The sequence below is a fragment of the Bordetella petrii genome (assembly GCF_017356245.1).
GTDB classification, from domain to species: Bacteria; Pseudomonadota; Gammaproteobacteria; order Burkholderiales; family Burkholderiaceae_B; genus Bordetella_A; species Bordetella_A petrii_D.
In genome coordinates this window covers 2,694,128-2,720,124 of the sequence record NZ_JAFMZZ010000001.1, presented here as the reverse complement: position 1 = coordinate 2,720,124, position 25,997 = coordinate 2,694,128, and the positions used below count along the sequence as shown (strand labels likewise).

Annotated in this window: 24 protein-coding genes; 10 read left to right on the top strand and 14 right to left on the bottom strand. The window is 67.6% G+C overall.

What is annotated here, in order from left to right; all coding sequences use genetic code 11:
* Positions 1-43 precede the first annotated feature (43 nt).
* Positions 44-1,237: a DUF1501 domain-containing protein gene (locus tag J2P76_RS13055; protein ID WP_207408131.1), complete on the bottom strand. Its 1,194-nt coding sequence runs from the start codon at positions 1,235-1,237 to the stop codon at positions 44-46.
* A 24-nt stretch (positions 1,238-1,261) separates the two neighbouring features.
* Entirely contained in the window at positions 1,262-2,797 is a 1,536-nt protein-coding gene (locus J2P76_RS13050) for a DUF1800 domain-containing protein (RefSeq protein WP_347565311.1), read from the bottom strand.
* 591 nt (positions 2,798-3,388) lie between these two features.
* Here J2P76_RS13050 and J2P76_RS13045 point away from each other — a divergent pair.
* On the top strand, positions 3,389-4,735 hold the full coding sequence (locus tag J2P76_RS13045; RefSeq protein WP_242697558.1) for a CoA transferase: 1,347 nt from the start codon (positions 3,389-3,391) through the stop codon (positions 4,733-4,735).
* 86 nt (positions 4,736-4,821) lie between these two features.
* Complete coding sequence (gene arsC / locus J2P76_RS13040) at positions 4,822-5,184, top strand: arsenate reductase (glutaredoxin) (protein WP_207408128.1); 363 nt, start codon at positions 4,822-4,824, stop codon at positions 5,182-5,184.
* 22 nt (positions 5,185-5,206) lie between these two features.
* Here arsC and J2P76_RS13035 read toward each other — a convergent pair whose 3' ends face one another.
* Entirely contained in the window at positions 5,207-5,761 is a 555-nt protein-coding gene (locus J2P76_RS13035) for a peroxiredoxin (protein WP_207408126.1), read from the bottom strand.
* Between the two features lie 134 nt (positions 5,762-5,895).
* The gene (locus tag J2P76_RS13030) at positions 5,896-6,300 is read right to left on the bottom strand and encodes a DoxX family protein (RefSeq protein ID WP_207408124.1); all 405 of its coding nucleotides are present in this window, start codon (positions 6,298-6,300) and stop codon (positions 5,896-5,898) included.
* Positions 6,301-6,519: 219 nt separating this feature from the next.
* Here J2P76_RS13030 and J2P76_RS13025 point away from each other — a divergent pair, with 219 nt between their 5' ends.
* Together J2P76_RS13025 and J2P76_RS13020 are read left to right on the top strand one after the other, a co-directional pair.
* Positions 6,520-7,575 (top strand): M4 family metallopeptidase, encoded by a 1,056-nt coding sequence (locus J2P76_RS13025; RefSeq protein ID WP_207408123.1) that lies wholly within the window; start codon positions 6,520-6,522, stop codon positions 7,573-7,575.
* Entirely contained in the window at positions 7,572-7,883 is a 312-nt protein-coding gene (locus J2P76_RS13020; RefSeq protein WP_207408121.1) for a protealysin inhibitor emfourin, read from the top strand. The genes J2P76_RS13025 and J2P76_RS13020 overlap by 4 nt, the downstream gene beginning before the upstream one ends.
* Before the next feature lie 24 nt (positions 7,884-7,907).
* Here the strand turns inward: J2P76_RS13020 and J2P76_RS13015 are convergent, their stop codons facing one another.
* The 10 genes from J2P76_RS13015 to J2P76_RS12970 form a co-directional block, all read right to left on the bottom strand.
* A complete protein-coding gene (locus J2P76_RS13015) occupies positions 7,908-8,336 on the bottom strand; it encodes a universal stress protein (protein WP_207408119.1) in 429 nt (142 codons plus the stop codon).
* A gap of 99 nt (positions 8,337-8,435) precedes the next feature.
* On the bottom strand, positions 8,436-9,680 hold the full coding sequence (locus tag J2P76_RS13010; RefSeq protein WP_207408117.1) for a cytochrome c: 1,245 nt from the start codon (positions 9,678-9,680) through the stop codon (positions 8,436-8,438).
* A gap of 2 nt (positions 9,681-9,682) precedes the next feature.
* A complete protein-coding gene (locus tag J2P76_RS13005; RefSeq protein WP_207408115.1) occupies positions 9,683-10,231 on the bottom strand; it encodes a (2Fe-2S)-binding protein in 549 nt (182 codons plus the stop codon).
* Positions 10,228-13,059 (bottom strand): xanthine dehydrogenase family protein molybdopterin-binding subunit, encoded by a 2,832-nt coding sequence (locus J2P76_RS13000; protein WP_207408114.1) that lies wholly within the window; start codon positions 13,057-13,059, stop codon positions 10,228-10,230. The genes J2P76_RS13005 and J2P76_RS13000 overlap by 4 nt, the downstream gene beginning before the upstream one ends.
* A gap of 57 nt (positions 13,060-13,116) precedes the next feature.
* On the bottom strand, positions 13,117-14,136 hold the full coding sequence (locus J2P76_RS12995; protein WP_207408112.1) for an XdhC family protein: 1,020 nt from the start codon (positions 14,134-14,136) through the stop codon (positions 13,117-13,119).
* On the bottom strand, positions 14,133-14,774 hold the full coding sequence (locus J2P76_RS12990; RefSeq protein WP_347565310.1) for a nucleotidyltransferase family protein: 642 nt from the start codon (positions 14,772-14,774) through the stop codon (positions 14,133-14,135). The genes J2P76_RS12995 and J2P76_RS12990 overlap by 4 nt, the downstream gene beginning before the upstream one ends.
* Positions 14,775-14,948: 174 nt before the next feature.
* Positions 14,949-15,386 carry a hypothetical protein gene (locus J2P76_RS12985; protein ID WP_207408108.1) on the bottom strand — a complete coding sequence of 146 codons (438 nt, stop codon included), beginning with the start codon at positions 15,384-15,386 and terminating at the stop codon, positions 14,949-14,951.
* Between the two features lie 334 nt (positions 15,387-15,720).
* A complete protein-coding gene (locus J2P76_RS12980; RefSeq protein ID WP_207408103.1) occupies positions 15,721-16,644 on the bottom strand; it encodes a DUF72 domain-containing protein in 924 nt (307 codons plus the stop codon).
* A gap of 67 nt (positions 16,645-16,711) precedes the next feature.
* On the bottom strand, positions 16,712-19,051 hold the full coding sequence (locus J2P76_RS12975; RefSeq protein WP_207408101.1) for a cytochrome P450/oxidoreductase: 2,340 nt from the start codon (positions 19,049-19,051) through the stop codon (positions 16,712-16,714).
* 67 nt (positions 19,052-19,118) lie between these two features.
* Positions 19,119-20,096 carry a Bug family tripartite tricarboxylate transporter substrate binding protein gene (locus J2P76_RS12970; protein ID WP_207408099.1) on the bottom strand — a complete coding sequence of 326 codons (978 nt, stop codon included), beginning with the start codon at positions 20,094-20,096 and terminating at the stop codon, positions 19,119-19,121.
* A 129-nt stretch (positions 20,097-20,225) separates the two neighbouring features.
* On the opposite strand from J2P76_RS12970, the gene J2P76_RS12965 reads away from it, so the two are divergent.
* The 6 genes from J2P76_RS12965 to J2P76_RS12940 all read left to right on the top strand — a co-directional run bounded on the left by J2P76_RS12965 (position 20,226) and on the right by J2P76_RS12940 (position 25,968).
* On the top strand, positions 20,226-21,065 hold the full coding sequence (locus J2P76_RS12965) for an IclR family transcriptional regulator (RefSeq protein WP_431603397.1): 840 nt from the start codon (positions 20,226-20,228) through the stop codon (positions 21,063-21,065).
* Positions 21,066-21,223: 158 nt separating this feature from the next.
* Positions 21,224-22,222 carry a TRAP transporter substrate-binding protein DctP gene (gene dctP, locus J2P76_RS12960; RefSeq protein WP_207408095.1) on the top strand — a complete coding sequence of 333 codons (999 nt, stop codon included), beginning with the start codon at positions 21,224-21,226 and terminating at the stop codon, positions 22,220-22,222.
* A gap of 24 nt (positions 22,223-22,246) precedes the next feature.
* Positions 22,247-22,828, top strand: a complete 582-nt coding sequence (locus J2P76_RS12955; protein ID WP_207408094.1) for a TRAP transporter small permease — start codon at positions 22,247-22,249, stop codon at positions 22,826-22,828.
* Positions 22,829-22,859: 31 nt separating this feature from the next.
* Positions 22,860-24,164, top strand: a complete 1,305-nt coding sequence (locus tag J2P76_RS12950) for a TRAP transporter large permease (protein WP_207408092.1) — start codon at positions 22,860-22,862, stop codon at positions 24,162-24,164.
* A 21-nt stretch (positions 24,165-24,185) separates the two neighbouring features.
* On the top strand, positions 24,186-25,106 hold the full coding sequence (locus J2P76_RS12945) for an SMP-30/gluconolactonase/LRE family protein (RefSeq protein WP_207408090.1): 921 nt from the start codon (positions 24,186-24,188) through the stop codon (positions 25,104-25,106).
* A 46-nt stretch (positions 25,107-25,152) separates the two neighbouring features.
* Positions 25,153-25,968: an IclR family transcriptional regulator gene (locus tag J2P76_RS12940; protein WP_207408088.1), complete on the top strand. Its 816-nt coding sequence runs from the start codon at positions 25,153-25,155 to the stop codon at positions 25,966-25,968.
* Positions 25,969-25,997: the final 29 nt, after the last annotated feature.

The window sequence follows — 25,997 nt, the reverse complement described above, 5'->3', positions numbered from 1 at the left end:
CGTGCCGCCAGGGCAGCCCATGGGGTGAGTGTAGCGCCGCCGCCTACACCAGCTTCAGGTCCTGGGGCCGCACGCCAGGAAACACCTGTTCCAGTCGTTTGGAGTCCAGCCCGTACAGGCGGGCGAACATGCCGGCGAGCAGAGCCCGGTAGTCGTTCAGCACAGGATAGTCGCGGTCCTGGAACAGCGTTTCGCGGCGCACCTCGACCTGGCGACCGGCAATCCGGCCGCCCTGGACCGCGCCGCCCAATACCCAGTAAACGGTGCCGTGGCCGTGATCCGTGCCCTTGTTGCCGTTTTCGCGGAAGGTGCGCCCGAATTCGCTGATGACCACCACGGTGGTATCGCGCCAGGCGGGGCCCAGCGCGGTCTTGTATGAAACCAGGGCGCGGCTCAGCCGCGCCAGCCTGCTTGCCAGCGTTCCCTTGACGCTGCCTTGCGCGACGTGTGTATCCCAGCCGCCGACGTCGATGAAACCCAGGTTGTAGCGATCGGCCATGAAGCGGCCGACCCGGGCCGCTTCGCGTTCGAGCAGGCTGGCGGGCGCCGCCTTGCCGTTGGCGCGCTGCATTTCCTCTTTGAATTCGCGCCTTGCCATGGCGTTGAGCCGGATTCCCTCTTTGACTGCCGCGCTGAGTTCAGTATCGCGGTACATGGATTCGATGGCCCGGGTGCGATTTGCGCCCAGGGACGATGGGCGGCGGGTTCCGCCCAGGTCCACGTTGGGCACGCGGTAATCGCCACGCCAGATCTGCGGCAGCTCGCTGGTGAACGAGACGGGCTGTGCAGTGTCCTTGGCCAGGGCGCTTGCCAGCCGGTTCAGAAAGCCGGATCGGTAACTGTTGTCGGGCTTGCCGGGCCGGCCGAGTTCGATCCCGTTCTGGGTATCGAAATGGCTGCGGCTGAGGTCGCCGGTGCCGGCAAACGGCACAAAGGCCAGTTCACCGGCGTTGTACAGGGGCAGCAGCGTATCTTTCAATCCGGGATGCAGGCCCCAGCCGTCTGTAAGCGATATTGCCGAATCGGCCGCCGACCCGGGCTTGGCGATGGCGATGGTCGGGCGCGATTCATAATAGAAATCGCTGGCCGTGGGCACCAGCAGGCTGTTGCAATCGTAGGCGCCTCGCATGAACACAACGAGCAATCGCGGCGTGCCGCGCGGGGCGGCCAGAAGGCGGGTGGACAACAGGGCCAGCGGGGCGCTGGCGGCAAGCTTGAGTAGATGGCGTCGTTGCATGATCGGGTGGCCAGGTTCAAGTGTTCACCGGCGCATGAATTCCGGCGATGAAAGCAGGTACAGGTTGGCGTCTTGCACGGACTTTGCCTGCTCGACCGCTTGCCGGGTTGCGGGCGCCAGGGTGGCGTACAGCTTTTCCCGCTTGTATAGGGCAGCCAGCCGGGGCAGGGCAGGCAGGTCTGGCTTCGTCTTGTCGCCGCGGTTGCGGTAGAAGCCTTGCGGATGGAGGGCAACCTGTCTTGCAAAATCGAAACGCGTTGTCATCTGGCCCGATCCCGACCAGTCAGATTGCGCCGATGGATATCCATCGGGAGTCTGGCGCCGGAACAAGGGCTGTCCCATCCGCGACAGCCAGCCATTGACCGCGTCCGCGCGCGCCACCGGCGGCATTGCGCTGTATGTCAGGCGCAGCGCGGAATAAACGTAGTGCATCGGATCCTTGAACTTGCCCTGGCCAAGCGAGTCGGCGAACGCTTGTGATGCGAACATGGTGCGCATTGTTTCGGCGATATCCCCATCGCTGGCCAGGAAGGTTCGGGCCATGGCCTCGACCAGGGCTTCGGGCGGCCGGTCCGCCACGAAATACTGGGCCAGTTTCAGGCTGATGTGACGCGCTGTCGCTGGATGACGGGCCAGCAGGTCTGCTATTTGATGGATTTCGGCAAGTCCGGCGCCCTTGATGCGATGGCCCAGCAAGATCTTGTCGCCGTAATCGTGCGCTTTCGGGTTGAACAGAAAACCGCCTTCCCGCACGACCTGTTTTTTCAGCGGCCGCTTCATCCTGGGCAGCCTCTTGCCGTAATCCACTTCCAGCCCCGTCAGCGCGCGCGCCAGTTCCTGCACATCTTTCTGGGTGTAGCCGGCGTGCACGCCCAGGGTGTGCAATTCCATCAGTTCGCGCGCGTAGTTTTCATTGAGACGGCCCGCGCGGTTACGCTGGTTGTCCAGATAAATGATCATGGCCGGCGCGCGCATGGTGGCTTCGAGCAAGTCGCGGAACTTGCCCAGGGCGCGCGGGCGTATGGTGCGCGCTTCGTAGTCGCCGAGCGCCAGGCCGATGTGGCCCTTGCCCGCGTATACGTTGAAATGGTTGAGCCAGAACCACGTCATCTGCTGCTGCAGTTGATTCGGCGAGTACAGCGCCTGCCAGGTGATGCGCCGGGCGGTTTCGGACGCCCGCGCGGCCGAAAGTTTTCTTGCCATTTTGCGCGCATCGGCTTTCGCAGGGCCCTCGTCCATGCCGCGTATGGCCATCTGAATGCGGTACGCTTCAATCAGCGCTTCCTGGGCCGACAGGCGCGAAATGGACAGGGCGTCGATACGGCGCTGCACTTCCGCGGGAAGAGCGGCGCCAGGATCGGGGCGCAACTGGGCTTCGATGTAAGCCTGGGCGCCCAATTGACGAGCCCGATCGAGTTCCGCTGGAGTGATTCCCCACGTCAGGCGTTCGACGAGTGCCGGCAGCGGCAGGGAGGCTGTCGCGGAATCCGCTGCCTCAACGGGCTGTGTCGCAGATAAAAAGACCGAACTGGCGGCGAGCAGGAAGAGGCGAAATCGCACAGTCCAGCATCCTCGCAGAATTATCGTTGCCGATTTCGACCAGAATAGCGCAAGGAAATTCAGGAAATCGCGGGCTGATACGCGCCGAAACAGTTGGTCTTGCCTGGCTGGAATTTCTGCCCGGCCAGGCTGGCGGCGACTTGGCATATGATCCACTCAGGGCAACACAAAATGTAGGCATCCCCCGTGCAAGACCTGTCAGAACGACTCGAAGCCATGCTGGCCAAGGGGCAGGACAATCTGCTGCTGCGGTTCTCGCTGGGCAAGGCGTATGTAGAACGCGAGGAATACGCCACCGCCGTTCCCCATCTGCGCGCCGCGCTGGCCTTCGATCCGGGGTATTCGGTGGCCTGGAAGTGGCTGGGCAAGGCGCTGCAGGGGCAGGGCGACCTGGCGGGGGCCCGGACGGCCTGGCAAAGCGGCATCGACGCCGCCCAGGCGCGCGGCGACCAGCAAGTCATCAAGGAATTGCAGGTGTTCCTGAAGCGGCTCGATCGCGCCGGACACTCGCGCCCGCCATACCCCGACGGGCAAGCCCGCAACAACAAGACCGCGCGCGATGCGCTGCAGGGCTTGTGGCGCGGGCTCAGCATGCCCGACGAAGCGATGGACTACATCGACCTGTCGGGTGCCGAGCCGGTGCTGCCGTCATCGTTTCCGGTGGGCACGGCCGCCCAGGCCAGCATGGCGGCGGCAGCCCTGGCCGCCGCCGAACTGTGGAGCCTGCGCGGCGGGGCGCGGCAGCGGGTGGCGGTCGACATGCTGCACGCGGCGCAGGAATGCCGCAGCTACTTCACCCTGGACGGCGTGGCGCCCGAGGTGCGCGACAAGATCACCGGCGCCTACCGCTGCGGCGACGGGGGCTGGGTGCGGATCCATGCCAATTTCGCTCACCACCGCGATGGCGCGCTGGCGCTGCTGGGCTGCCCCGGCGGCGCGGCCGCCACGCGCGAGCAGGTCGAGCAGGCGCTGTCGCAATGGCGCGCGCTCGACTTCGAACAAGAGGCCGCCGAAGCGGGGCTGGTGGTTGCCGCCATGCGCAGCTTCGATGAGTGGGACCGCCACCCGCAGGGGCTGGCGCTGGCCGGCCAGCCGGCCCTGACAGTCGAGCGCATGGGCGAAGCCGACCCCCGGCCGCTGCCGCGCTATGGCCATGATGCGCGGCCGCTGAAAGACATACGCGTGCTGGACCTGACGCGCATCATTGCCGGCCCGGTGTGCGGCCGCGCGCTGGCAGCCTACGGCGCCGATGTGATGCTGATCAACTCGCCGCACCTGCCCAACATCGAGACCATTGCCGAAACCAGCCGCGGCAAACTGTCGGTGCACGTCGACCTGGAAACGGCGGACGGACGCATCGCCCTGGCCAATTTGCTGCGCGGCGCCCATGTATTCGTGCAGGGATACCGGCCCGGCGCGATACAGGCGCTGGGGTTCGGCCCCCAGGAAGCGGCCCGCCTGCGGCCGGGCATTGTTTATGTGTCCTTGTCGGCCTACGGCGACAGCGGGCCCTGGGCGCAGCGGCGCGGTTTCGATTCGCTGGTGCAGACCGCCACCGGATTCAATCATGCCGAAGGGCTGGCGGCAGGCTCGGCCGCGCCCAAGCCGCTGCCCATGCAGATACTCGACCACGCTTCGGGCTATCTGATGGCCTACGGGGCGCAGGTGGCGCTGGCGCGCCAGGCCACCGAAGGCGGCTCGTGGCATGTGCGCGTGTCGCTGGCGCAGACCGCGCGCTGGCTGCGTTCGCTGGGCCGCGTTGCCGGCGGCCTGCAATGCCCGATGCCGCCTGTCGACGGCTTTCTGGAAACCGGTCCGTCGGGTTTCGGGCAATTGGCGGCGGTGCGGCACGCGGCGCAGTTTTCGCTGACGCCGGCCCGCTGGGCGCGGCCCTCGATGCCGCCCGGCACGCACCCCACGGTGTGGCCGTTCAGCTAGGGCATGCAGGGGCCGGGCGCTAGGGTTTGTCGCCTGCCGCGGCGCGGCCCGATTGGGTAGACTGTGGCTTTGGCCAAGGAGCTCGCATGTCCGCCACCATTTATCACAATCCGCGCTGCAGCACGTCGCGAAATGTGCTGCAGATGATCCGCGACGCCGGAATCGAACCCACCGTGATCGAATACCTGAAATCGCCGCCGTCCCGCCAGACGCTGGCAGGCCTGATCCAGCAGTCGGGCCTGAGCGTGCGCGAAGCGGTGCGCGCCAAAGAATCGCTTTACCAGGAACTGGGGCTGGACGCGGCCGGCGTGTCCGACGACGAACTGCTCGACGCCATGGTCGAGAACCCCATCCTGATCAACCGCCCGTTCGTGGTAACCGAGCAGGGCGCCCGCCTGTGCCGCCCGGCCGAACGGGTGCTGGAAATTCTGCCCGGCGCCACCCGCTAAGCCAGCGTCCCGGCCGCGCGGATCACTGCCTGGCCTGCGTTTGCGTGGCGCGCCACTTGCGCAGGGCCTGCAGGGTATTGGCCACGTGGTGGTCGGGGTTCATGTCGGTATAGGTGTACAGAATCCTGGCATCCGGCGTAATAACGTACGACACCCGCTTGGCATGGTCGGGCCGGCGGTCATGCACGGCATCGTAGGCTTTCATGATGGCCTGGCTGCCGTCGGCGGCTACCGCGAATTTGCTGCGGCATTCGCTGACCGAAAACTTCTTCAGTGTATCGATATCATCGGCCGACACGCCGATGACCGTGGCGCCCAATGCCTTGTAGTCGTCGGTCGCCTCGGCGAAATCGCGCGCCTCGATGGTGCAGCCCTTGGTGAAGGCGGCGGGGTAGAAATACAGCACCACCGGGCCCTGGGCCAGCGCCTGGGCCAGCTTGAAGGTGAATACCTGGCCGCCCAGCGAGGCGGGGGCCGAAAAATCGGGCGCCGGCGCGCCGACGGGCAGTTCGGCCCGCGCCGCCATGGGGCCGCACAGCGCGGCAGCCAGTGCCAGCAGGGCAAGAGGGTGTTTCATGGCGGGTCTCCTGGCAGCGTCGGGACGTGCCGCTGCGGATGTACCGGTTCATGCTAGCACCAATGCGCGGCGCCCATGCAAACGGGGCCGCTTGCGCGGCCCCGCCTTGGCGGCCCGAAGGCCTGTATTGCGGCTTAGTTCCAGCGGCCGCCGGCGCCGCCTACGGCGAAGCGCCCCGCGCCCATGAAGGCAACGGCCAGCGCGCTGAACAGGAACATGCCTTGCAGTTCCAGGGCCCAGCCGCCTTGCTGCGTGACGCCGGACAGTTGCGCCGTGTGCACCAGCAGGATGGCCACGATCATGTTGATCGCGATAAACAGGGCGCCCAGGCGGCTATAGAGCCCCAGGATCACGAGCAGCGGCCCGACGACCTCGCCGATGTACGCGCCATAGGCCAGGAACCCGGGCAGGCCGTGCGAAGACAGCATGCCGGCGATGCCGCCCACGCCGCCGGACAGTTTTGCCAGGCCGTGCATCAGCACCAGTATGCCCAGGCTCAGGCGCAGGATGAGCTTGCCGGTATCGTCAGATTTGATCATGGTGATTCTCTTTGTGTTGTTTAAAGGGTGGCCCGCTATCAGAGCCCGCCGGACCGGCATGGTTCCCGCGCCGCGAGCGCAATTATTATTGCAAATCTTTTGCGAATAGCAAGGGTATTCCCCAGCCGTGGTCCGAAGGGCGGCCGTGCAAGACCGGCGCCGCGCTTTTCTGCTAACGTGAAACCGTGGCCGACCCGATCCGGCCAAGGAGGCCCGTTCATGTCCCATGTCATGTCCGACCCCTGGTGCTCTGGCGTGATCCCCCCCTATATGCTCGATCGCCTGACGCGCCATGCCAGCCCGCGCGTGCGCCAGCGCGCCTTGGCCACCCTGCGCATCGAACAGCAGGCGCGCGGCCTGCGCGGCGGCCCGGCCGCGCCCGCCGGGGCCCGCGCAGCCACGGGCGCGGGCCGGCCGCCTGGCCAGGTCAGCCGCGCGGTGCACAGCGCCGCCAATGGCACCGGCCTGCCCGGCCAGCTGGTGCGCGCAGAAGGCCAGCCGCCCAGCGGCGACCCCGCGGTCGACGAGGCTTATGAGCATCTGGGCGCCACTTACGATCTGTTCTGGCAGGTGTACCGCCGCCATTCCATCGACAACGCCGGCCTGCCGCTGGTGGGCACCGTGCATTATGGCGACGAATACGACAACGCCTTCTGGAACGGCGAGCAGATGGTGTTCGGCGATGGCGACGGCGAAGTCTTCAACCGATTCACCGTGGCGGTCGACATCGTGGGGCACGAGCTGTCCCATGGCGTTATCGACCACGAGGCCGGCCTGCGCTACCAGGGGCAGTCGGGCGCATTGAACGAGTCGCTGTCGGATGTGTTCGGCTCGCTGGTCAAGCAGCACCGCGCGGGCCAGAACGCCGACCAGGCCGACTGGCTGATCGGCGCCGGCCTGTTCACCGCGGCCGTGAACGCGCGGGCGCTGCGCTCGATGGCGCAGCCCGGATCGGCCTATGACGACCCGGCGCTGGGCAAGGATCCGCAGCCGGGCCACATGCAGGATTACGTCGATACTACCGACGACAACGGCGGCGTGCACATCAATTCGGGCATTCCCAACCGGGCGTTCTACCTGGCCGCCACCGCGCTGGGCGGACCGGCCTGGCAGCGCGCCGGGCGCGTCTGGTACGACACGCTGCGCGACAAGCGCCTGGGCCCGCAGGCCGATTTCGCATCGTTCGCCACGCTGACAATCGAGGCCGCCAGCGCCGACGGGGCCACCCGGCAGGCCGTGCGCGAGGCATGGCGCCAGGTAGGGGTGCTGCCATGATCGAGCTGCCGCCCTTGTCGCAGGCCACGCTGGTGCGGCTGTCGCGCCAGGGCGGGGTGGCCTACTTGCCGGGCCGCGCGGCGCCGCGCGATATCGACCTGCGCGCCTGCCCCGAAGACACCCGCCAGCAAGTGTGCCAGGCCCTGCGGCAGGCTGCGCCGCTGGCGGCCGGCGAGGACGAGCCGGGCGGCGACCAGCGCTACTTCCGCATCGAGATATGGTTCGTGGACGAGGCGGCCACGGTGCGGTTCCAGGTGCCCGAGGCACGGGCACCTGAACCATTGCTGCGCCTCTGGAAAGGCCGCTAGGAGCTGGCGAGCCCTTCGGGGCGGCTATTTCACCAGCGTGACCGGCACGTCGGCCAGGTGGATGACTTTGCTGGCGACCGAGCCCAGCAGGATGCCGGGCAGGGCGCTGAGGCCGCGCGTGCCCATGACGATGTGGGCGCATTGATGCATGCGGGCGTAGGCGGCAATGGTTTGCGCCGACGGCCCGGCCTGCACCGCGGTGACGAACGGCACGCCGGCCTGCTCGGCGGCCTGCCGGGCATCGGCCAGGGCTTTCTCGCCTTCTTCGTCGTAGTACTTCTGCACATCCTGCTTGTTGAGGAACATGCGTGCATGGCCGGACAAAATGGGCACGGGCGCGTTCAGCAAGTGCAGTTCGGCATTGTTGCCGTGCTGCCCCGCCATGGCGATGGCCGTTTGCAGGGCGCGCAGGGCGCATTCGGAACCGTCGACGGGTACCAGGATCTTCAGCATGGAAAGCTCCGTAAATAAAGGGTTGTGGGTGAAAGCCTCCGTTTCAGAATAGCGATTCAGGCAGGATATTGTTTGATTTACATCAAATGCATGCGCGGTTCAATGGCGTAATGCTTTGACCGATTCCGCGCTGACGCCGGGCGCCTGTCCGCCCCAGCGGGCGCGCAGGTAATTGGCCAGGTCGGCCAGCTGCGCATCGGTCAGCGTGCCGGCGAAGCCGGGCATGGCCTGCATGGCGGCGGTGCCGGGAAAATCCTGCGCCTCGATGCCGTCCAGCATGACCGCGATCAGGTTGTGCGGATCGGTGTCGCGCAGGGCGGCGCTGCCCTGCATGGCCACCGCGACGCCCGGCTTGCCTTCGCCTTCGAAGCCATGGCAGCCGGCGCACAGCGCGGTGTACAGCCCCTTGCCGCTGTCGCGCAGCCCGGGTTCCATGTCGGCCGGCTGCACGGCCTTGGGCGCGGGCGGCGCATCGCCGAGCAAGTAAGTGCTCAGCGCGGCGATGTCCGGCTTGGCCAGGTGCTGCGTGCTCAGGTGCACCACCGGGAACATTTCGTCGAACACGGCGCCCTGCGGCGCGATGCCGGCGGCGAACAGGGTGTTCAGGTCGTCGGCCGTCCAGCCGCGGTCGGCCAGGCCGGCGGGTGAAATATCGGGCGCCTTGATGCGGCCCAGCGCGCCGCCCCGCAAAGGGCGTTCGGCATCGAGCTGGCCCAGCTTGCCGCGCGGCGTATGGCATTCGGCGCAATGGCCCAGCGCGCCGGCCAGGTAGCGGCCCCGCAGCCAGGCCTGGGAATCGCCCTGCGAGGCATCGGGCAGGCTGTCTTCCAGGAACAGCCAGTTCCAGAACCGCACGCCGAAGCGCAGGTTGTACGGAAAGTCCAGTTCCGGTTCGCGGTTGGGCGCGGCCGCCGGCTTGATGCTGCGCAGGTAGGCAAACATGGCGTCGCTGTCGGCGCGGCTCAGTTGCCGGTACGAGGTATAGGGCATGGCCGGATACAGGTGCCGGTCGGGGGCCACGCCATCGTGCAGCGCGGCGTAGAAGTCGTCGGCGCTCCATTTGCCGATGCCGTGTTCGGGATCGGGCGTGATATTGGTGCCGTAGAACTTGCCGAACGGCGAGGCCAGCGCCACGCCGCCGGCAAACGGCGCGCCGTTTTCGGCGGTGTGGCAGGCCGCGCAGTCGGCCGCCTGCACCAGGTAGCGGCCGCGCAGCAGCTGGTCCTGCCCGGCGGCGATCGGCGGGTCGGGCGGCCGGGGCGCATCGTCGGCCTGGCCACAGGCGGCCAGGGCCGCCATGCCGGCGGCCGCCAACATGGCGCGCATGGGTGAAAAATGGGCCATGGTCAGACTCCGGTGGTCAGCCCGGGCGTGCTGAGCACCACGTCCTTGACTGCCTGGTGGTAGCGCACATAGCCGGTGCAGCGGCAGATGTGGTGGTCCAGCGCCTGGGTGACGGCCTGTTCGACCTGGGCCCGCTCGATCGGCTGGCGCCGCAGCCGTTCCACCAGCACGGTGGCGGCATTGACGAAGCCGGGCGTGCAGTAGCCGCACTGGAAGCTGTAGTGGTCCAGGAATTTCTGCTGGATCGGCGACAGGGCCACGACTTCACCCTGCACGTTGCGCCGGCCGTGCGCCTCGACGGTGCGCACGCGCTTGCCCTGGAAGAACAGCGCGCCGGTGATGCAGGTGCGGATCTCTTCGCTGGTGCCGTCGGGCTTGTCCAGGATGACCACGCAAGCGTGGCAGATGCCCTGGCCGCAGCCCAGCCGCGACCCGGTCAGCGCCACGTATTCGTGCAGGAAGTCGATCATCATCAGATTGGCCGGCACTTGCAGCGGGCCGACGGCCTGGCCGTTGATGGTGAGGCTGAGGGGTTCGGTGGGGATGCTCATGCCAGCGCCTCCAGTATCTGCCCGGGAGTGACGGGCAACGCGGTAAATCTGTGATCGATGGCGTGGGCCAGGCCATTGACGATGGCGCCCACGATCGGAATCATCACGACCTCGGCCACGCCCTTGGGCGGGTCGGTTTCGGAAAGCGGCGGCAGGATGTCGGCGGTCTGGGTCCACAAGGCCACTTCGCTGGCCAGCGGCAAGTGATAGCGGTTGAAGTTCCAGGTGCCGTTGCCGGGGCCGTCTTCGTACAGCGGCAGGTATTCGTGCAGGGCATGGCCGATGCCCATGGCCAGGCCGCCCTGCAGCTGGCTGGATACCAGCTCGGGCGAGATCATGTTGCCGCACTCCATCAGCGAATGGTGCGACAGCAGCTCGACTTTGCCGGTGGCCTCGTGCACGGCCAGCTCGACCAGGGCGCCCACCGCGGTGTAGTAGGTAACCGCCGCGTTGTTGCGCTGCACTGGCGGAATGAACACCTGTTTGCGCGGCACGACCTGGTAGCCGGCGGCCGAGGGCTGGCCCGCATTGCCGGGCGCGCCCGCCGCGCCGGCGCCGTGGCGCAGGGCCAGCCCGTCCAGGGGCAGGCGCTGCGTCTGGCCGTTGATGGGGAATTCGGCTTCGGTCCACTGCCAGCGGTTGAAGCCATGCACGACCGCGCCGGTAACCAGGCCCATCTCGTGCGCGCGCTGCGCAAGCCGGGCCAGCGGCAGCGGCTGCATGCCCGCGCAGGTCAGGGCGCCCTGTTCCCAGCGGGCATCTTCGGGCCGCACCACCAGCGGCGCGGCCTGTCCGCCGCCCAGGCCGCGCTGCCAGAAGTCCAGCGCGGCGGGCCACAGGCCATGCAGGAACACGACGCGGGCGGCCTCGCGGGTGGTGTGCCCGAAATAGAACGCCGAGTTGGTGGCGCTGGACGGCGAGGCGTAGGCGGGCGTCCAGCCCGGATCGCGCGACAGGCGGTCTTGTTCGTCCTGGCTCATCAGGTAGGGGTCGCCGCTGGTGTGCATGGGCAATTCAGTCCAGTCGGTGACCGAGGTCAGCACCTGCGTGGCGGGCATGCCCAGCCACTGGGCGCATACCAGCGCCTGCGAGGTGCTCATGCCGGTGCCGATCTCGGTGCCGCTGTGGAACAGGCTGATGCGGCCCTGCGGGTCGATCTCGACACGGGCGAACGAGGATTCGGCGCCGGTGCCGAAATCTTTCTGCACACAGGCAAAGCCCACGCCGTAGCGCTGGCCGGGATGGCCGGCCTCGTGCTCGGTTTTCTTCCTGGCGCGGCCGGTCCACAAGGGGTGGGCCGCGGCTTTCTGCAGGATCTCGTCGGCCCGCACGGCGCCGGCCGGCACCGCGCCCTGGGTGTTCTTCATGCCGGATTTCAGCACGTTGCGCAGCCGGAACTCGATGGGATCGAGCTGCAGCTCGGCCGCGATCTCGTCGACCATCATCTCGGTGGCGGCCATGCTCTGCAATGTGCCGTAGCCCCGCGCCGAGCCGGCGTCGATGGCGCGGGTGGCGATGGCGACGGCCGTCAGGTCGTTCTTGGGAAAATAGTAGATGGACTGCGCGGCCGTGGCGCCCACCATGGCTACCGATGGCGAGAAATTGGCGCGCCCGCCGCCGTTGGCCTCGAGGTGGCCCTGGAAAGCCTGCATCAGGCCCGTCTTGCGGTCCACGCCGATGCGGTAGTGCATGTTGAAAGCGTGGCGCTTGAGCGAGGTCTGGAACTGCTCGTAGCGGTCGTTGGCGATGCGCACCGGACGTCCCTCGCCATACAGCGCGCAGACCACGCCGTAGAACGGCATATTGCAGTGGTCTTTCGAACCATAGCCCACGGTATAGCAGGGGTGCAGGAACACCTTGCGCACCGGATAGGCCCCCTTGGCGGTCATTTCGGCCGTGCTTTCGGCCACTTCCTGCGGCGACTGGGTGGGCACCACCATATGCAGCGCCTGCTGCGCGGCGTCGTACCAGCAATTGGCGTTGTCTGGCTCCAGCGCGGCGGTGTCCACCGACTGCGTTTGATAGTCGCGCTGCATGACCAGCCAGCCGGCCGGCGGCTGGTCGAGCTCGGCGGCGATGCGTCCGGCGTGGTACATGCCTTGCTCGCCCAGCTTGCCGTGGTCGACGCCGTCGGGCCACACCGGCAGGTGCTTGCGCATGGTGCTGGGAAACACCGGCGCGTCTTTCAGGCTGGAATAGACATCGTCGTCGTAGCCGGTGGCGCCGCCGACGCGCACATAGCGGAAAGTGCCCCAGGGGTCGCGCTGCAAGGGCCCGGTCTGTTCGCCATAGCGCACCACGTCGTCGCGGAACTTGAGCTTGTCTTTCGCGTACCGGAAGCGCGCGAAATCGTGGTAGATCAGGATGGCCACGGCGTGGCCCAGGTAGGCGGGGGTCTTGCCTTCGGGCAACAGCATGTCGTCGCCGTAGAAGGCCGGAAAGGCGATCTGGTCGCGCGCCAGATCTTCGGCGGTGACCAGCCGGTCGGGCTGCAGGTCCAGGCCGAGCACGGCCAGGTCCAGGCCGGCGTAGCGGCGGTCGGCCCGGGTGGCGCGCAGGATCAGCGCGTGCGACTGCTCGCGCGGCCAGTTGGGCAGGTCGCGCGCGCGGATGTCGCGCGCGAAAATCTTCGAGCCCGTGACCTTGGCGATGCCGTCGATACGGAAGCGGGCGCGCCCGTCGGTGGCGTTCCATTGCACCGGCGTCAGCAATTGCTGTTCGAACAGCGCGGCATAAGCCTTGCTGCCCAGCGGCGCAATGTAAATCGTGGTGCCGCCGATGACGGCAGTTTTCAGGAACGAGCGGCGGGACGGATTGGCAAGGCTCATGCGGCACTCCTGAGTGTGGCATCCAGGGCCGGCGCGGTGCGTGCCGCGCCGGCGCGGCTACGCGGCAGGGCCGGCGTTGATGCGCGGCGCGCCGCCGGGCAGGCTGCCGACGTCCAGGTAAGACGAGGCCTGGGCGGTGCCCAATGAATTGCGTACCCATACCAGTTCGGCGGCCACGGCCACGGCAATCTCGGCCGGCGTGCGGCTGGCGATGCGCAGGCCCACCGGGCCGTGCAGGCGTGCGATCTGGGCGTCGTCCAGATCGAACTGGCGCAGCCGTTCGCGGCGCTTGGCCTGGTTGGGGCGCGAACCCAGGGCGCCCACATAGAATGCCGGCGATTTCAGGGCTTCCAGCAGGGCCATGTCGTCGAGCTTGGGGTCGTGGGTCAGGGCCACGATGGCGGTGCGGGCATCCACGCCGATCTCGAGCACCGCGTCGTCGGGCATGCTGGTCAGCAGGGTGCAGTGCGGCGCGTCCCAGCCGGCGTACAGTTCTTCGCGCGGGTCGCACACCAGCACGCGGAAGTCGAGCATGGTGGCGATGCCGCACAGCGCGCGCGCCGTCTGGTTGGCGCCGATGACCAGCAGCCGCCACTGCGGGCCGTACACGGCGCGCAGGATCCGGCCGTCGAAATCGGGGCCGTCCGCGGGGCTGGCCGGCGCCACCGTACAGGCGCCGGTCTGCAGGTCGAGCGTGCGGGCCACCAGCTGCTGCGCATCGATGCCGGCCAGCACGGTGTCCAGCCAGCCGGCCTGGTCGAGCGGCTCGACGACCAGGCGCAGCGTGCCGCCGCAGGGCAGGCCGAAGCGTGCGGCCTCGTCGCCGGTGACGCCATAGGTGACGCGTTCAGGCCGGTCCGGCAATTGGCCGGCCTGGGCGCGGGCGATCAGGTCGTCTTCGACGCAGCCGCCCGACACCGAGCCGGCCATGCGCCCGTCGCCCCGCAAGGCCATCAAGGCCCCGGCCTGCCGGGGAGCGGAGCCCCAGGTTTGCGCCACTGTGGCCAGGTGCACGGCGTGGCCCTGGGCGATCCAGTCGCGCGCCTGGCGCAGGACGTCCATGTCTAGGGGATTCATCGGGTGGGGTTTCCTGTGAGCAGGTCTTGGGGGGTGTCGATGTCGTGCAGGATGCCGGCATCGTCGCATTCGATTTCCAGCGCGCCGTGCCGTTCCAGCAGGGCGCGCGCGCCGGTGTCGCCGTCGAGCTCGGCCAGCTCGGGCAGGAAGGCGCCGCCGAACACCACGGGGTGGCCGCGCCGGCCCCGGCACACGGGCACGATGATGCGGTCGCTGGCGGCCTGCTGCAGCAGCAGGCGCAGGGTGTCGGCGCGCAGCCAGGGCATGTCGGCCAGCGCCACCGCGCAGCCAGGCAATTGGCCGGCAGGAGCCGGGCGGGCCAGCAGGTGGCGGGCCGCCGCGGCCAGCGACACGCCCATGCCGCGCGGCGCCGGCGGCGCTTTCAAAATGGAGCAGCCCAGCCGCGACAGCAGGGCAGGCAGTTCCGGCGGCCGGTCGGCCACCACGGCGATGGTGTCGGGCAGGGCGGCCAGCAGCGTGCTGGCGCTGGCCTGCGCCACGGGGCGTCCGTCGGGAAGGCGGGCCAGCAGCTTGTGGGCGGCGTCGCGCAGGGCGCGGCGCGCGGCGCGGTAGCGCAGGCCTTCGCCTGCCGCCAGCAATACGCCCACGCAGTGATGCACTGCCGATGTTGAGGACACTATCCCTTCCATAACCTGGATCTGGTCCGAGGTTATGCCTGTGCGGCGGGCAACGTCAAGCGGCCGCGCCGCCGGCGGGCAGGGCCGGACCGGCGGTTCGCCTGGGCATAAAAAAAAACCGGCGAAGCCTGTACGGACAGGCTCCGCCGCGATACTGCCGGAATGGCGATGCTTTCAGGCTTTCTTCATCTCGGCCTTGGGCATGGCGTCGGGGGACAGGCTGGCCTTCTTCATGTAGGCCTTGGGCATGTTGTTGGCCAGGGGCGCGTCGTGGTTGGCCAGGTTGGCCTTCTTCATGTTGGCCAGGGGCGCATCGTGGTTGGCCAGATTGGCCTTCTTCATGTAGGCCTTGGGCATGTTGTTGGCCAGAGGCGCATCGTGATGGGCCAGGTTGGCTTTCTTCATGTAAGCCTTGGGCATGTTGTTGGCCAGGGGCGCGTCGTGATTGGCCAAGTTGGCCAGGTTGGCCTTCTTCATTTCAGCCTTGGACATGTCGCCGTTGGCCAGGGCGGCCTTTTTCATGTCGTTCTTGGAAACGCCATCGGCGGCATAGGCGCCGCCGGCAGCCAGGGCCAGGAACATGGACACTGCGCAGATCACGGTCTTCTTCATGATGAACTTCTCCAGTAGGTTGCGGCATCGCCGCGAGGTTGATTGCGGCTGGGCCGCGGGGGTGGAACCGGGCACCGGGATCACGTTTCGTCGGTGCTTGGGAGCATGTTAGGAAGCCGATATTTATGGGCCGTTGAAGCGAATCGCGAAATTCGGGGTTTTTCCCGCGAGCGGTTAAACGTCCGTTAAACGCTACGCGCGCTACCCTGCAGTCCGTATTAAAACGATCTATTTCGTTTAAATTGGAAATAAAAAGAGATAAAACAGGGCTTGCGCGGCGCCGGGCGGCGCGCGGATTACCGCGGTAGCGATGCTTCGAGGCGGGGTTTTCCTGTCAGGCCTGCTGCGCCGGCTCTATCGGCGCCAGCGGCAAGTCGAGCAACCGGGCCAGGCTGCGCGCGTCTGCCGGCGCCTTGACCTTGATGTCGTTGTCGAAATAGCAGTAGATATCGCGCGGGCCGTACGCCTGGCCGGGCCGGGGGCCGGCGCGGCGGGCATCGGCCGGTTCGTGCCCGCGCGACCATGCGCGGATGCGGTCCGCCCAGCGGCGCAAGGCCTCGTCGGTATAGCCGCTGGAATACAGCACTTTGTCGCCATGCAGACGTAGATAGGCGAAGTCGGCGGTGGCGTCTTCCAGCAGCGGCCACTTGCCCGCCGTGTCGGCCGTCACCAGCGCCACGCCATGGGCGCGCAGCATGGCCACGAACCCCGGACACGCAAAGCTGTCGTGGCGGATTTCCACCGCGTGGCGCAGCGGCCGGCACGGCCCGGCCTGCAGCGCGGCCCGGCCGTTCATGCGCGCATCGTGGCGGCCGGCCAGGCGGGCCGCCGCATCGGTGTCGCGCGGCAGCAGAGCCAGAAAATGCTCGAAGCGTTCTTCATCGAAGCGCATCGAAGGCGGAAACTGCCACAGGATGGGGCCCAGTTTCTCGCCCAGTTCGAACAGGCCCGAGGCCAGGAAATTGGCCAGCGGCGTTTCGATATTGCGCAGCCGCAGGCGGTGCGTGATGAAACGCGTGCCCTTGACGCTGAACACGAAACCATGCGGCGTGGCATCGCGCCAGCGCGCAAACCATTCGGGCCGCTGCAGCGCGTAGAACGTGCCGTTGATCTCGATGGTGGGAACCTGCCGCGAGGCATAGGCGAGTTCCTGCGCCTGCGGCAATCCCTGCGGATAGAAGCTGCCGCGCCAGGGCGGATAGCGCCAACCCGAAATGCCGATGCGGATGGCGCTGCAAGAGCGGTCCGATGATGTCATGGCGGATGTATGAGCGGATGAGAGACCCGCCGCGCCAGCAAGAATCGGGCCGCCGCGCCGCCGCGGCCTACAGCTCCAGCACGATCTTCTTGCCCGCTGCGCGGGAACAGCACGACATCATTTTGGCATGGGTGGCCCGTTCGGTGCGCGTCAGGACGACATCGCGATGGTCCACTTCGCCCGCCAGCACGCGCACTTCGCACGAACCGCAAAGGCCTTCCTCGCAATCGCTCTGCACGTCCACATTGGCCGCGCGCAGGGCCGCGAGCAGGGTCTGGTCGGCGGCCACATTGATGACCAGGCCCGAATCCTTGAGCTCCGCCTCGAAGGCGTGCTCGCGGGACGGGTCCAGGCTGCCCAGCGCCGAATGGAAATGTTCCACCCGCAGGGCGTCTTCCGGCCAGCGCTGGCTGGCGCACGCCCGGGCCAGCGCGTCCAGCATGCGCTGCGGCCCGCAGGCATAGATGCGGGTGCCCTCGGCCGGCCGGGCCAGCAGGGCAGGGAAGTCGTTGCGGCAGTTTTCGTCCGAGACATAGACATGCAGCCGCTCGCCGTGCAGCGCGGCAAGCTCGTCCAGCAGCGCCATGCCGCCGCGCGTGCGGCCGCTGTAATGCAGCTGGTAGTCCATGCCCTGCGCCCGGGCGGCGCGCGCCATGGCGCTGACCGGCGTAATGCCGATGCCGCCGGCGACGAAGATGACGCGGGCGGCATCCGGATCGAGCCGGAAATGGTTGCGCGGGCCGCGGACGCGCAGCTTGTCGCCGGCCTTGACATTGCCGTGTATCCAGGCCGAACCGCCGCGCCCCTGCGGCTCTTTCAGCACGGCGATCTCGAAGACGGCGGCATCGGCCGGATCGCCGCACAGCGAATACTGGCGCGACATTCCGGTGTCGCCGCACTCGACGTCGATGTGCGCGCCGGGTGTCCAGCGCGGCAGGGCCTGGCCATCCGGGCTGGCCAGGCGCAGCCGCATGATGCCGTTGGCCGCCGCCGCCACCTGCTGCACCACCAGCGTGCGGGCGATGGCGTGCACCGAAGGCTCGCCGATGCGCACCGGCTGCCGCGCCTGCAACAGATCCGGCCGCAGCCGCTCGGGATTGCGGCTGGGGTCCCATTCGACCCATACATGCTCGGGGCCGCGGAACGACGTATTCGGCACATAGGTGAAAGACTGCTCGGCCAGGCGCATGTGCGGCAGCCGGCGCGTGAATTCCTCGAGGAATATCTGCATTTCCATGCGCGCCAGGTTCTTGCCCATGCATTGGTGCGCGCCATAGCCGAACGTCAGCTGATCGCTGGCGTTGTCGCGGCGGATGTCGAACAGGTCGGCATCGGCGAAATGGCGCTCGTCGTGGTTGGCCGACGACGAAACGATCAGCAGTCTGGCGCCGGCCGGAATCCGCACGCCGGCGATCTCCACGTCCTTGGTGGCCAGGCGCCGCCAGGCGGCCACCGAGCCGTTGTGGCGCAGGCATTCCTCGACCGCGTTGGGGATCAGCGCGGGGTCTTCGCAGATATCCCGCCACGCCTGCGGATGCTGCAGCAGCAGCTTCACGGCATTGGCCGACGCGTTCGCCGTGGTCTCGTGCGCGGCCACGATGCCGGCCATCATCATCGAATGCAGATACGAGTCGGTGACGATCTCGGGATGCTCCCGCTGCTTGCGGATGCCGTACTGCATCCAGCCCGGGCCGGACGGGTCCAGGCGCATCTTGTCCAGCACCTTGCCGGCGAACTGCCAGAAGTTGCCTACCGCATGCGCCACCGCCACTTGCTCTTCGGGCCTGGGGCGGCCCCAGGTATTGACGGTGTGCGCAATCGAGTACTTGCGCAGCATGTCCATGTCTTCTTCGGGCACGCCCAGGAAATGCAGCGCCACTGTCAGCGGAACTTCCCACAGCATCTGGTCGACCAGGTCGGCGCGGCCGTCGTCGATGAAGCGGTCCACGTATTCGCGGGTCAGCCGGCGCACCATGGGTTCATGATGCTTGAGCTCGGCCGGCGTGAACGGGTCCATCAGCACGCGCCGCCGCGGCATGTGGGCGGGCTCGTCTTCATTGACCAGGGTGCGGCTCATGGCATAGCCGTACGATTCCAGGACCGCGTTGGCTTCGGGCCCGGTAGGCGTGATTTTCTCCAGCGCGATCGACGGGCTGAAGGTCAGGTTGTCGCGAAAAATGGCCTTGATGTCGTCGTAGCGCGTCACTACCCAATAGCCCAGCCGGGGGCTGTAGAACACGGGCTCCTGCTCGCGCGCCCAGCGCACATACTCGGGCGGGTCTTGCTGGTAGCCGTCGCCGAAAGGGTCGAATTCGGCCGCCCGCGGGCTGACCGGGCAGCCCGTGCCTGCGGGGGGGCCGTGATCGATGGGGCAGCCCGCGGGGCTTGCCGGTGCAGTGTGAGTCATGACGCGCTCCAGGTCGCACGGGCCGGCTGCCGCGGGCGGGGCGCCGCGCGGCGGCCGTGCCGGTGCCTCAGTCCAGCTTGATGTTGAGGTCTTTGATCAGCTTGTGCCAGCGGGTTCGTTCGCGCTGCAGCAGGGCATTGAACTCGGCGGGCGTATCGCCGACCGGCTCGACGCCGAAGTCGACCAGGCGCTGGTGCACGCCCGGATCGTTGATGGCGGCCACCAGTTGCTTGTTCAGCGCATCGATGACCGCGGGCGGCGTCTTGGCCGGCACCACCATGCCGACCAGCGCGGCCGCCTCGACATTCTTGTAGCCCATCTCGGCGAAGGTGGGCACGTCGGGCAGCTGCGGCAGCCGGGTGGGGTTGGCCACCGCCAGGGCGCGCACCTTGCCAGCCTTGATGAAGCCGGCGCCGGCGGCCAGGTCGACCATCATGGCGGGCACCTGTCCGGCGGCCACGTCGGCCAGCGCGGGCGCCGCGCCGCGATAAGGCACATGCACCATTTTCAGGCCGGTCTCGACCTTCAGCAGTTCCATCGCCAGGTGGTGCGGGCTGCCCGCGCCGGCGGACGCGAAATCCAGGCCCGCCTGGCGGCCGCGCGCCTCTTCGATGAACGCTTTCACATTGTTCGCCTTCATGCCGGGCCCCACGATCAGGATCATGGGGAAGCGGCCCATCAGCGAGACCGGCGCCAGGTCTTTGCCGGCATCGTAGGACAGCTGCTTGTACAGCACCGGGTTGAATACCAGGGTGCCGTTGTCGGCGGACAGCATGGTGTAGCCGTCGGGCTTGGCGCGCGCGGTTTCAGACGCGCCGATGGCGGTATTGCCGCCGGGCTTGTTGTCCACCACCACGGGCTGGCCGATGTGCTCGGACAGGCCCTGGCCGATGGTGCGGGCCAGGAAATCCGAGCCGCCGCCCGCCGCGTACGGCACGATCCAGCGCAGCGGCTTGCTGGGGTAGTCCTGGGCGCCGGCGCTGGCCGGCGCCAGCAAAGGCAGGGCCAGCAGGCCGAGCGTAATCAGGGACTTGCGTACAGACATGGTCTCTCTCCAGGTGTCGATGCGGCCGGGCCGCGCGTGTTTGTTCTTTGCGTAAATCATATACGCTATGCGTAAATGAATAAACCCGTTAATCTGTGCGGACTTTCCCTTAGCCACGCCAGACTCTGGATGCCCCGCATGCCGACCCAGCCATCCCCGCCGCCCGACACCGACACGCCCGCGCCGGCTTCCGCGCGGCAACGCCGGCAGCGCGTGCAGGCCGCCGAAACCGGGATGGCCGTGCTCAAGGGCCTGGCGCGGCTGGGCGGACGCGCCACGCTGACCGGCCTGGCCGCGCATGTACAGGAAAGCCCCGCCAAGGTGCACCGCTACCTGGCCAGCCTGATCGAACAGGGCATGGTCCAGCAGGACGCGGGCACGCAGCAGTACTACCTGGGGCTGCAGACGCTGCTGCTGGGCGTGGCGGCGCTGCGGCAGGCCGATCCCATCAGGCTGGCCGAGCCGGCTTTGGTGCGGCTGCGCGAAACATTGGAAGTCACTTGCTTCATTGCCGTCATGGGCAACAAGGGGCCCACCATCGTGCGCTTCGAAGAGCCCGGCCTGCCGGTCACCGTGAACGTGCGCGTGGGATCGGTGCTGCCGCTGCTGTGGTCGGCCACCGGCCGGGCGTTCCTGGCGCAGCCGGACGAGGCCGCGCTGCAGGCGCGCGCGCAGGCCGAACTGGACGCGGCCGGACCCGAGCAGCGCGCGCTGCTCGAACACCGCGATCCCATCGGCGCATTGCGCCGCGATGTGCGCGCCGCCGGCTGCGCCACCGTGCGCGACACCAATCTGAAAGGTATCAGCGCCGTGGCCGCGCCCGTTGTCGACTACACGGGCCGCACCTGCGCGGTGCTGACCGCGCTGGGCGCCACCGGCGGTTTCGATGCCAGCGTCGACGGCCCAATCGCCACGGCGGTGCGGCGTGAAGCCCACGCCATCAGCACGCTGATGGGCTACCAGGAATAGGGCGCCCGCATGCGCCGCGAGGGTGGCGCGGCTTAAAGTTCACCATATGAAACCTATGTAGAAGCGCCTCTTCCTCTGCTTGTTCATCGGGCCTAACGTACCAGCAACCCGCAACCGTCCAGCGAGTCGCGAGGCCGATAACAACAGAGGAGAGAGACATGGTGAAAGTTGAAGCATCCCTGCGCGCTATCGGCGCCGCGTGCCTGCTGGCCGCGGCCGCGCTCGTTGCGCAGCCGGCCACCGCGAAGGAACGCTGGCGCGCCTACACCTACAACGCGGTATCCACGGTGACCGCGGCCAAGGGCCTGAAGGCCATGCTGGACGATATCCAGAAAGAAACCGGCGGCGAGCTGACCATTCGCCTGAACCTGGGCGGCACGATCCCGATCTCGGCCACCAACATCACGCAGGCCGTGGCCGACAACATCGTGCAGATGGGCGACGACGCGTTCTTCCTGGGCAGCGTCCCGGTGGGCGGCGTGGTGCGGCTGCCGCTGTTCCTGCGCACCCGCGCGCAGTTCGAGCGGGCCTGGAGCATCGAAGAAAAATACCTGAAGGCCGAGTACGCGAAGAAGAACATCACGCTGCTGGGCCGCTACATCTTTCCGGAAAACGTGTTCTGGTCGAAGAACAAACTGACCTCGCTGGCCGACATGTCCGGACAGAAGATCCGCGTGATCTCGCCCGAGCAGGCAGAGTTCGTCAAGCTGCTGGGCGGCATCCCCGTCACCCTGGGCACTTCGGAAGTCGCCGCCGCCATCGACCGCGGCGTGGTCGACGGCGTGTTGACGGCCAGCTCGGGCTATGGCTACGTCTGGCGCGACCTGCTGTCCTACAGCTATCGCCTGAACGTCAGCTACATCGATTCGCTGATCCTGGTGAACAGCGACGCGTGGCAGGCGCTCGGCCCGGCAACGCAGGCCAAGGTGCAGGCTGTGGTCGACGCGCACACGCGCCGCATCACCGAAGCCATGGCCAAAGAAGACGCAGAACTCACCCGCAAGCTGGCGGCCGGAGGCATGGTGATCACCGAGCCCAGCGCGGCCGAGCTGGCCGAAGCGGAAAAGCGCATCACGCCGTACTGGACCCAATGGGGCGAAGAACGGCCCTCGGTCAAGCCCGCGCTGCAGGAAGTGCGCAAGGCCGTCGGGCGCTGAACCGCCATGCCGGAAAACCAGGCCATGGCTGCAGACACGCAGATCATTCCAGACGCGCGGCAGGTGCCGCCGCCCGTGCTGGACCCCGCCATCGCGGGCGAAACCGAAGGCGATGCCTACAGTCCGCCCGAGGGCAGGGTGGCGCGCTGGGGCCGCTGGATCGCGCAGGCGCTGGTGGTCGCGCTGGTGGCGATGATGGGCGTGGAAATGGTGGTGCGCTCGGCCTTCGGCTGGTCGATCCAGTTCAGCAATGAGCTGGGCGGCTATGCCCTGGTGGCCATCACGTTCCTGTCGCTGGCATCCGGGCAGCTGCAGCATGCCTACCACAGCGTGCATTTCCTGGAGAACCGCCTCGGGCCCAGGGGGCGCGCCCGCCTGCGGCTGCTGTTCGACCTGCTGGCCATCGCGGTAACGCTGGTCTTGCTGCTGGAGCTGGCGCGCTTCGAATGGCTGAGCTGGAAATCCGGCGATGTCGCATCGACCACCCTGATGACGCCGCTGTGGATACCCAGGCTGGCCATGCCGCTGGGCGTGCTGGCCCTGGCCTGGGCACTGCTGCGCGTGCTGGCCGCCGACATGCGGCGGCTGCGCGCCCTGTCGCGCTGAGCGCGCCTCGTCACCACCACTGGAGGACGCCATGGGCGGCGAATACCTGATCGTCTTGATTTTTGTATTGTTCATCGGCCTGCTGGCCGCGGGCATGTCGGTGCCGTACGCCATTCTGCTGCCGGGCGTGCTGTACCTGTACCTGGAAGGCGGCATCGGCGCGCTGCACGGGCTGGGCATCACCACCTGGGGCAGCATGGATGCCTACACCCTGACGGCCATCCCGCTGTTCGTGCTGATGGCCGAACTGCTGCAGGGCAGCGGGGTGGGCATGCGCATGTATGGCGGCCTGTCGCGCCTGGTGCGCCGCATACCCGGCGGCCTGCTGCAGACCAATATCGCCGGCTGCGCGGTGTTCGCCGCGGTCAGCGGATCCAGCATCGCCACCGCGGCATCCATCGGCCAGGTAGCGCTGCCGGAACTGAAGGCTCGCAACTACGACCCGCGGCTGGCCACCGGCTCGCTGGCCGCCGGCGGCACGCTGGGCATCCTGCTGCCGCCGTCGATCGCCATGATTGTCTATGCCACTTTCACCGAAACTTCGGTGGCCAAGCTGTTCATGGCGGGCGTGGTGCCGGGCCTCGTGCTGACCGCGCTGTTCATGCTGTATGTGGGCGTGAAGGCGCTTATCCGCCCCGAGATCGCTCCCGCCGAACGCGGCGAGCTGACGCGCCTGATGGTGCTGCGTTCGCTGGTCGATATCGTGCCCGTGCTGCTGCTGATCCTGGGCATCATGGGCGCCATCTACACCGGCGTGGCCACGCCGACCGAGGCCGCGGCCGCGGGCTGCCTGTTCGCCCTGGTGATCGCCGTGCTGTTCGGCAACCTGAGCTGGCGTGAAGCGGCGGGGTGCCTGAAGCGTTCCACGCTGATGGTCAGCAATATCCTGTTCATCACTTACGCGGCCTTTGTTTTTTCTTATGCCATGAGCTATGCCGGCGTGGGCGAGGCCATTACCGAGTTCATCGTCGACATGCAGCTCAGCAAGATCGGCTTCTTCATCACCTTGCTGATCCTGTTCACGGCGCTGGGCGCGCTGGTCGAAAGCCTGGGCATGATCGTCATTACCGTGCCGCTGCTGTATCCATTGCTGGCCACATATGGCATTGATCCGGTCTGGTTCGGCATCGTGGTGGTGCTGTTCATTGAAATGGGCCAGATCACGCCGCCCATCGGCATCAACCTGTTCGTCATCCAGAGCATTTCGCGCGGCAACCTGTCGGATGTGGTGATGGGCACGATTCCGTTCCACCTGCTGATGTTCGTGCTGCTGCTGATGCTGGCCGTCTGGCCCGAGCTGGCGCTATGGCTGCCGAACCACATCTCGGGCAACTGAGTTTTTCACACAGAACTCCCCATGTTCGCACCCCCCGAAATACTGCAGGCCGAAGTCTTCGCGCGCATCCCGGAACGCCACCTGGTGCGCGGCCGCTCCAGCGACTGGGCCCGCACGCAGCTGCACGGCGCGCCGGCTCCGGTTTTCCTGGAAGGCCCGTCGTTCGACCGGGCCGGCAATCTGTGGGTCGTGGATATTCCATGGGGCCGCATCTTCCGCATCGACCCGAAGGGCGGCGTGGAACTGGCCGCCGAGTACGACGGCGAGCCCAACGGCCTGAAATTCCACTCCGACGGACGCGCCTTCATCGCCGATTACAAGAACGGCATCATGGTGCTGGAGCCACAGACCGGGCGCGTCGAACCATACCTGGACCGCGCGCGGCTGGAACGCTTCAAGGGCTGCAACGACCTGTTCTTCGCCGCCAATGGCGACCTGTACTTCACCGACCAGGGCCAGTCCGGGCTGCACGACCCCAGCGGCCGCCTGTACCGGCTGCGCCCGTCCGGCCAGCTGGATGTGGTGCTGCAGGGCATCCCCAGCCCCAACGGGCTGGTCATGAACCTGGACGAAACGGCGGTCTATCTTGCCGTGACCCGCGACAACGCGATCTGGCGGGTGCCGCTGATGGCCGATGGCTCCGCCACCAAGGTCGGGGTGTATATTCAGATGTCTGGTGGAGGAGGGCCCGATGGCATTGCGCTGGACGCCGAGGGCGGCCTGGCGGTGTGCCACGTGGGCTTCGGCGCGGTCTGGATATTCAGCCCGCGCGGCGAGCCGCAATACCGCATCGACGCGCCCGAAGGCCTGTACACCACCAACTGCGCATATGGCGGCCCCGACGGCCGCACGCTGTACATGATCGAATCGCGCACCGGCTGCGTATTTACCGCCAGGCTGCCGGTGATGGGAAAAACAATGTACTCGCACACGCCCGCCTGACACATACCAGTACAGGCGGCGCGGGCGGGCAGGGGGAGAACACGCCATGGATCTCGAGCTCCTTGCTCTGGAGCAGCCCAGCCGGGCCGCGCCCGACCGCACCGGCACACAAAGCCTGGGGCGCGGCATCAAGCTCATGCGCATGATCGCCACGCGGCCGGCCTTCGGCTGGCGCCTGTCGGACCTGGCCGCGGCCTGCAAGCAGGACAAAGGCACGGTGCACCGGATGCTGGCCTGCCTGGTCGAAGAACGCCTGGTCATCCAGCGGCCGTCCGACCGGCGCTACCTGCCGGGCCCGCTGATGTACGAGCTGGGCATGGCTGTGCCGGCGCGCGTGCAGTTCCAGCGCCGCGCCGAAGCGGTGTTGCAATCGTTCGCGCGCCGCATGGGCGGCATTGCATTGCTGCTGCTGCGCAGCGGCAATGAATACGTGTGCAGCATCCGGGCCGGCACGCTGCCCCTGGCCGGCCTGATGGTGCAGCAGGGAACCCGCCGGCCGCTGATCACCTCGGCGGGCGGCATCGCCATCATCCAGACGCTGGCCGCCGACGAAGCGCGGCAGGTGCTGCTGAACAACGTGGCCCAGGAAATCGCCGGCCACGGCACCATGCGCCTGCACGCGCTGCAGAAAATGCAGGAACGCTCCGACCATCACGGCTGGGGCGTCAACCTGGGCGACGTGGTGCCGGGCGTGCATGCGTTTGCCATGCCGGTGCGCGACGCGCGCGGCGTGTGTTTCGCCGCGGCCTGCCTGATGGGAACCGCCGAACTGTACGGCGAAGAGCGCCTGCCCGAACTGCACGCCGCGCTGCAGGCCGTGGCCGCGACTCTGTCGGCCGACGCAGACAAGTTCAGCATATGAAATAGACGCGGGCTCGTCCGGCAACGGCG

Bases quoted from the DNA above. Each gene is read 5' to 3' on its own strand.
- J2P76_RS12940 (WP_207408088.1), top strand. From the start codon at position 25,153: ATGGATCTCGAGCTCCTTGCTCTGGAGCAGCCCAGCCGGGCCGCGCCC.
- J2P76_RS13045 (WP_242697558.1), top strand. From the start codon at position 3,389: ATGCCCGACGAAGCGATGGACTACATCGACCTGTCGGGTGCCGAGCCG.
- J2P76_RS12955 (WP_207408094.1), top strand. From the start codon at position 22,247: ATGGCTGCAGACACGCAGATCATTCCAGACGCGCGGCAGGTGCCGCCG.
- J2P76_RS12975 (WP_207408101.1), bottom strand. From the start codon at position 19,051: ATGACTCACACTGCACCGGCAAGCCCCGCGGGCTGCCCCATCGATCAC.
- arsC (WP_207408128.1), top strand. From the start codon at position 4,822: ATGTCCGCCACCATTTATCACAATCCGCGCTGCAGCACGTCGCGAAAT.
- J2P76_RS13030 (WP_207408124.1), bottom strand. From the start codon at position 6,300: ATGATCAAATCTGACGATACCGGCAAGCTCATCCTGCGCCTGAGCCTG.
- J2P76_RS12980 (WP_207408103.1), bottom strand. From the start codon at position 16,644: ATGACATCATCGGACCGCTCTTGCAGCGCCATCCGCATCGGCATTTCG.
- J2P76_RS13015 (WP_207408119.1), bottom strand. From the start codon at position 8,336: ATGCTGAAGATCCTGGTACCCGTCGACGGTTCCGAATGCGCCCTGCGC.
- dctP (WP_207408095.1), top strand. From the start codon at position 21,224: ATGGTGAAAGTTGAAGCATCCCTGCGCGCTATCGGCGCCGCGTGCCTG.
- J2P76_RS12985 (WP_207408108.1), bottom strand. From the start codon at position 15,386: ATGAAGAAGACCGTGATCTGCGCAGTGTCCATGTTCCTGGCCCTGGCT.
- J2P76_RS12970 (WP_207408099.1), bottom strand. From the start codon at position 20,096: ATGTCTGTACGCAAGTCCCTGATTACGCTCGGCCTGCTGGCCCTGCCT.
- J2P76_RS12995 (WP_207408112.1), bottom strand. From the start codon at position 14,136: ATGAATCCCCTAGACATGGACGTCCTGCGCCAGGCGCGCGACTGGATC.
- J2P76_RS12945 (WP_207408090.1), top strand. From the start codon at position 24,186: ATGTTCGCACCCCCCGAAATACTGCAGGCCGAAGTCTTCGCGCGCATC.
- J2P76_RS13000 (WP_207408114.1), bottom strand. From the start codon at position 13,059: ATGAGCCTTGCCAATCCGTCCCGCCGCTCGTTCCTGAAAACTGCCGTC.
- J2P76_RS12950 (WP_207408092.1), top strand. From the start codon at position 22,860: ATGGGCGGCGAATACCTGATCGTCTTGATTTTTGTATTGTTCATCGGC.
- J2P76_RS13010 (WP_207408117.1), bottom strand. From the start codon at position 9,680: ATGGCCCATTTTTCACCCATGCGCGCCATGTTGGCGGCCGCCGGCATG.
- J2P76_RS13025 (WP_207408123.1), top strand. From the start codon at position 6,520: ATGTCCCATGTCATGTCCGACCCCTGGTGCTCTGGCGTGATCCCCCCC.
- J2P76_RS13020 (WP_207408121.1), top strand. From the start codon at position 7,572: ATGATCGAGCTGCCGCCCTTGTCGCAGGCCACGCTGGTGCGGCTGTCG.
- J2P76_RS12965 (WP_431603397.1), top strand. From the start codon at position 20,226: ATGCCCCGCATGCCGACCCAGCCATCCCCGCCGCCCGACACCGACACG.
- J2P76_RS13055 (WP_207408131.1), bottom strand. From the start codon at position 1,237: ATGCAACGACGCCATCTACTCAAGCTTGCCGCCAGCGCCCCGCTGGCC.
- J2P76_RS13005 (WP_207408115.1), bottom strand. From the start codon at position 10,231: ATGAGCATCCCCACCGAACCCCTCAGCCTCACCATCAACGGCCAGGCC.
- J2P76_RS13035 (WP_207408126.1), bottom strand. From the start codon at position 5,761: ATGAAACACCCTCTTGCCCTGCTGGCACTGGCTGCCGCGCTGTGCGGC.